This window comes from Pseudopedobacter sp. (assembly GCF_040392825.1).
Taxonomy (GTDB): Bacteria; Bacteroidota; Bacteroidia; order Sphingobacteriales; family Sphingobacteriaceae; genus Pseudopedobacter.
Window position 1 is genome coordinate 1 of record NZ_JBEBVH010000254.1, and the last position, 5,593, is coordinate 5,593.

A 5,593-nucleotide genomic window follows, 5' to 3' on the forward strand; every position below is an offset into this window, starting at 1 on the left:
TTATTTCCGGTGACACCATAAGACACTCTAAATTTTGCATCATGAACAAATTTGAGACTCTTCATAAAGTTTTCTTTGCTCATTCTCCATGCAAATGCCCCTGAAGGAAAATAACTCCATCTGTTATCAGGCGCTAACTTTGAAGAACCATCGGCCCTGAAACTCGCAGTAAATAAATATTTTGACTTATAGTCATATTCTGCTCTGGAAAGAAATGATGCAAGAGCAGATTCTCTTTGCTCTGAGTAACCTACGTTAAGCGTTCCCTCTTCCAAACCGCTCATGCCCAATCCTTCGTTAGGAATAAGTTTGGATGAATAACCATATCTTTTATAATTATAGGCCTGCATCGTAAATCCACCTAGTAAAGTAAGCTTATGAATTCGGCGAAACGTTTTTCTATCAGTCAGCGTATTTTCATTTACCCAACTTGACTGTTCTGCATTACTAACTAAACCGTTTACACCATTAGGATTATTAACTTTTATCGCACCTCTTCTTGTTAACGTATTGTAAAAAGTCTCATTGTCCATGTTGCGAATAGTCATCCCCCCCCTTACATTTAATGTGAAATTCTTATTAATATCATACACTAAATTTAAATTCGGAGAAAACAACCTTGTTCTTTTGGTTACCAATTCATTCGCTGTTGAAATAACCGGATTAATTCTATTATCAAATGTGACTTCTTCCTCTTCCGGGTCATATACATCCGTATCAAAAAGCTCATCTTCTATATTCAGTCCAGAACCTGTTATCGGACGATATCCCCATGCACTAAACATAAGATAGTTTGTCGATTGAGAAGCATCTACGGATGGAGAAGGGCCATTTACAACACCATTGCTATAACTTAAATTTAAAGATGCTTTAACTTTTTTGCTTAAGGTCTGATCTAGAGATAGCCTACCCTGAATCCGGTCAAAAGCAGAAGCTATCATAACCCCATCCTGGTTGTATAATGAAGTAGAAAAAGCATATTTGGTTGATGCATTTCCACCTCTAACGGAAATACTGTGATTGCTCGTAGCACCTCTCCTGAATAAACGATCTTGCCAGTCATATCCCCGCGTATCTTTATATGACTCCAGTGTTTTGCCATTTGTTAAATACGAAGTTGCAGCCTGGGCTGGATTACGTTCTATCTGATATTTTACAAATTCGTAAGGACTCATTACATCCATAGTTTTTAACACTTTCTGTGTGCCAATAAAACCACTATATGTAATCCTTGGAGCGGAAATCATTCCCTTTTTCGTTTCAATTACAATAACTCCATTAGCACCACGGGCACCGTAGATAGCTGTAGATGAAGCATCTTTAAGAATAGTCATGGACTCTATATCTTCCGGAGCAATTCCTGAAGCTTCGAAATCTTCCATGGGAAAACCATCTACTACATATAAGGGATCATTACTTTGGGTTATAGAATTTTGCCCCCGAATAACTATTTTCATAGCAGACCCCGGCTGGCCTTCATCTGCACTTACCTGAACTCCGGCAACTCTTCCTGCTAATGCCTGATCAAATGATCCTACGGGAGCTTCCAGTAAGTCCTTCATGTTAACAGTGGCTACAGCGCCTGTCAAATCTCCTCTTTTCGCTGTTCCATAACCGATAACTATAACTTCTTCCAAAGCTCTTTCATCGGCCTTCATAGCAATATTATAATTAGAAGCGGCACCTATTTTTACGCTATACGGTTTATACCCTATGTATGTAATTTCCAGTGTTTCTCCAGCCTTGGCAGAAATCTGGAAATTACCAGTCTCGGAAGTCACTGCTCCCCTACTGGTATCTTTAATTTTAATTATTGCTCCTACAAGCGGCTCTTTATTTTCATCTATCACAGCTCCTGTAATCCGTCTTAACTCTTGCGCTATGGATAAAAAAGGCAAGAGGACAAAAACGGCTAAAGGAATACCTAATTTTGTACACAAACACTTTGCTGACATAATTAACATATTTAATAAAACATTGATAATATTTTCGGTAACGTTACCGAAATTAAATAAACTTTACTTTTTTCAGATTACCTATTCATAATTTTTCCGCGATCCGGTTAGTGTGTTAACTTTTGGTTTCTCTTTCATATTTATAAATTTTGGTTTTTGATTTTAAATTTCTTGTTCAATTTCTGCCAGTCAGGTCCTATGTCTTTACCTTCCAGCAATTGGATCTGCTCTTTCGTTAAAGGAGGAAAACCTGTCTCTGAATTAGCTTCCCCCGGATAGATAAGCCCATATTTATTTATTCGGTTTTTTGCATACACAGTAGTAAAACCTTGTTCTTTAGTATTTCCTTGCAATAAGTTATCGTTAAATCTTACATTTTTAGGTGTTTTCGCAGCTGTTTCTTCCCATACGACTACCAGAGCAGTGCCACTTATATAGTTTTTAAAGACATTTGTATTTAGTAAAGGCAAAAATGTTTTTTCGTTTTTTCCTGAACCTATAACGAATGGCTCCTCACAATCTATTAATGTATTATTATATACTTCTGCATTTTTCACCTGCCAATATCCCCATAACGGTGGATTTTCCCAGGCGTTCATAAAGGTAATGGCAGCACTTAATCCTCTGCCAGTTAAACCATGGAAATAGTTATTATATACTTTATGGTTTTCCCCTATTATTCTAACTCCCCCTGAATCTTTCTTTTTATTGCCTATGAATAAATTACCATAAACGTTTGCATAATTACCGTGTCTTAATGTCAACATACCCGAACACTCGAAAAATAAATTATTTCGAATAGTATTATGTGTAGATTTATTGGAGACAACCTCTATCTCTCCATCACAATTATCAAAAACATTATTTTCTATTGTAGTGTAGGAATCCAATAAAGAGGTTTGATCTACTCCAGCCCTTATAATCTCACCTCCATTACCTCCATAAGGTGGCCTTCCATCAAAATAATTGTGGTCTATACGATGATAGTTTGGTTTGTTGGAAACGTAAACCCCTACCGTAGTGCCTAAACTTGTTTTTCCTTTCACATAACAATGGTCTACTCTATTTTTTTCACCGTATAAAACGATCCAGCTATTTCGCATCTTTTTATCAGAATTGTCATATTTAGTTATAGAAGTATTTGTTAACCTGCAATTCTTTGACTGTTCTGAGAATGCGATTACATTTTTATTAAAAGCTTCTCCATCTCTGAAAACTAAGCCCTGCACTATTAAAAACTCCCCATCAATAACCAAAGTAGAGTTACCGCTAACAATGGTTTCACCTTCTTTTTCTGCTTTAAAAACAATAGGTTTATCTAAAGTTCCCTTACCTTTAAAAATCAGAGTTTGATTTTTCCACACGCCCTTCTTTAAAAGTACTTTATCTCCCCCAACCAGGTTTAATTCATCAATCTCCTTTGCAGAATTAACTATATAGTCTCTGGCATTTAGGATGTTTACTTGTAATATAAATATTAATAATAGGGAAAATTTGATTTCGGACAGTCTCATTATATTCATCGGATTAGCTGTTATTAATAAATCTTATACTAAAATTGAATAGTTACTACGATATTACTTTATGTTATTTATTTTCTTTTATAAAGTTTACAATCGTTTCCATTTTATTGTTCATAACCTCTTTATAAGCCGGCCCTCCATGTCCAATACCATCCATAATGACTAGTTTAGAAGCTTTATTCCCTTTTCGTTCCAAAAAACGATGCAGTGAATGCGCATACTCGACAGAAATTAAGTCGTCTTTATTACCGTGAAATGTAAGCACCGGTATTTTTGAATTTATAACCTGATTGTTATTCTCAAGTCCACCCCATAGATTAACTATATTTTTAACTTTTACTTTTGAATATTTGACACATAACCCCGTAAATAAAGCGGTTATTGCACCTGCAGAACCACCAGAAATAGTGATATCACTAGTATCAAAATTGTATTTGCCAGAATTGTCTTTTATCCAGTTTAAAGCCAATATGGCATCTTCTCCGGCCATTTTTATGGCATTATGTAATCCTTCATTGAATTTCCCTGACGGCGGCAAACCTTTAGACATATTTGCTCTGCAACTAGCACCGGCAATTTTATTATGTTTTAAATATAATCTGTAATTAGTTGCTATGACGGCTATTCCATAGGACGCCAATTTTGAGCAAAAAGCTTTATGCTGATTTTTATCACCTCCAGAGAAACCTCCTCCGTGTATATAGATATAAACAGGTAGTTTGGTAGGCTGAATGCCCTTTGGGAGATAAAGATCAAGTAACCTGTCCGACGAAATATCATTATTAACAGAATCAGGCTTGGTTGCATATCGAATGTCCTGCTCTACATTTACTAATGAGGAATAATCCGCATTTTCTTTCTTTTCCTGCCCATATAGTATCGTGGAAAGAAATATGGGCAAAACAAGAACTATTAAACCCACTTTTAACATTAAGACCCTATTTTCACTAATGATATTACTTTTCATATCTCTAAAATTGCACTTCCCTTTTTATTAATTTTTATTTACCAATTCTTTTACTTTCGGAATCAACTTCGAATTACTCAACGTGATGAAACTGCACCAAATTCTATCACACAAAATCTCCTTATTATTCTGTAGCGGAATTGGCATAATAAACACCAATCCGGAAAAAGCGGATAAAAACGGAATCAAGAAATCTGCTAGTTTATATTTCATAATTGATTTTAACAAGCCTATAAACTACGGTTACGTACACGTATTTTTAAGCTTCAAATACTAAAAAGATTTACAATTTATAACGTTCGGTAACGTTACCATAAATATATAAATTAATTATTCAAAAAAAAACACTTTAATAATTTAATATAACCAGTCACTCTATATCGTATCATACGTAACTGTAAATTCTACATCTTTCTACAGAGGGGGCGAATTTGCGGTCGAAATTTATGCTAACAATAGTATTAGTCTGCAAAATTATACCCAGTAGGAGCTGAAAAAACAGTATTCCCAGGCTCGCCTTCCAATATTAACTGATTTTTAGCATTCCCAATGCCACTTAGGTTAAAGATTTCTCTGTGCGTAAGTTCTTACATAGTCTCCTGCAGTAATTTTAACTATTACAGGTTGCGTCTGTAACTCTGTAACAGACTCTGAATATTTGTCCAAAAAGTGCTATTTAAAAATCTGTTGCGTTTCCTGCTGTTAATCCGTCTCCTGTTCCCTGAGGAGAAACAAATCGTGTGACCTAAGAGAAACATTAATATTTAAAAATAAGGCACATACTAAAAGTAAATTCTAATCATAATATTTCAGAGAAAATTGGTTAAAGCTTACCAGGTAAATATAATTTTGTGATTATTATATCCAAGTTCCTTAAATGTGTTTAGCAGCTGAATTGAAAAAAGCTTATTAAAGACGTATTTTCAATTCAGCATATTTAACGATACATATTCTGTTACTGATTTTTTGCAGCTGCTTTTAACTCGTTATATTTTTTCAGCTGCTCTGGTGTTAATGTAGCCTCATACTCTTGCTGTCTCTTTTTGTAAACTCCAGAAATTTTAGATTTTTTCTCGGATTCAGAAAGTTCCGCGTCTTTCTTGATCTTTGTTATATCTGCAAAAGACTGTTTAGTTAGCGCTGTAATT

Annotated in this window: 5 protein-coding genes; all 5 read right to left on the reverse strand. The window is 34.9% G+C overall.

Translation table 11 applies throughout. The features are described from left to right. A partial coding sequence (locus tag ABWO41_RS14765; RefSeq protein ID WP_353139679.1) for a SusC/RagA family TonB-linked outer membrane protein occupies positions 1-1,955 on the reverse strand: 1,955 nt, incomplete at its 3' end. Between the two features lie 140 nt (positions 1,956-2,095). Then, positions 2,096-3,469: a polysaccharide lyase 6 family protein gene (locus ABWO41_RS14770; protein WP_353139682.1), complete on the reverse strand. Its 1,374-nt coding sequence runs from the start codon at positions 3,467-3,469 to the stop codon at positions 2,096-2,098. A gap of 73 nt (positions 3,470-3,542) precedes the next feature. After that, positions 3,543-4,445: an alpha/beta hydrolase gene (locus ABWO41_RS14775; protein ID WP_353139685.1), complete on the reverse strand. Its 903-nt coding sequence runs from the start codon at positions 4,443-4,445 to the stop codon at positions 3,543-3,545. Positions 4,446-4,472: 27 nt separating this feature from the next. Further along, positions 4,473-4,658, reverse strand: coding sequence for a hypothetical protein (locus ABWO41_RS14780; RefSeq protein ID WP_353139688.1), 186 nt, complete (start codon positions 4,656-4,658; stop codon positions 4,473-4,475). Positions 4,659-5,400: 742 nt separating this feature from the next. Continuing rightward, positions 5,401-5,593 (reverse strand): hypothetical protein (locus ABWO41_RS14785; protein WP_353139691.1); only part of this gene is annotated, 193 nt, incomplete at its 5' end.

Bases quoted from the DNA above. Each gene is read 5' to 3' on its own strand.
- ABWO41_RS14775 (WP_353139685.1), bottom strand. From the start codon at position 4,445: ATGAAAAGTAATATCATTAGTGAAAATAGGGTCTTAATGTTAAAAGTG.
- ABWO41_RS14770 (WP_353139682.1), bottom strand. From the start codon at position 3,469: ATGAGACTGTCCGAAATCAAATTTTCCCTATTATTAATATTTATATTA.
- ABWO41_RS14780 (WP_353139688.1), bottom strand. From the start codon at position 4,658: ATGAAATATAAACTAGCAGATTTCTTGATTCCGTTTTTATCCGCTTTT.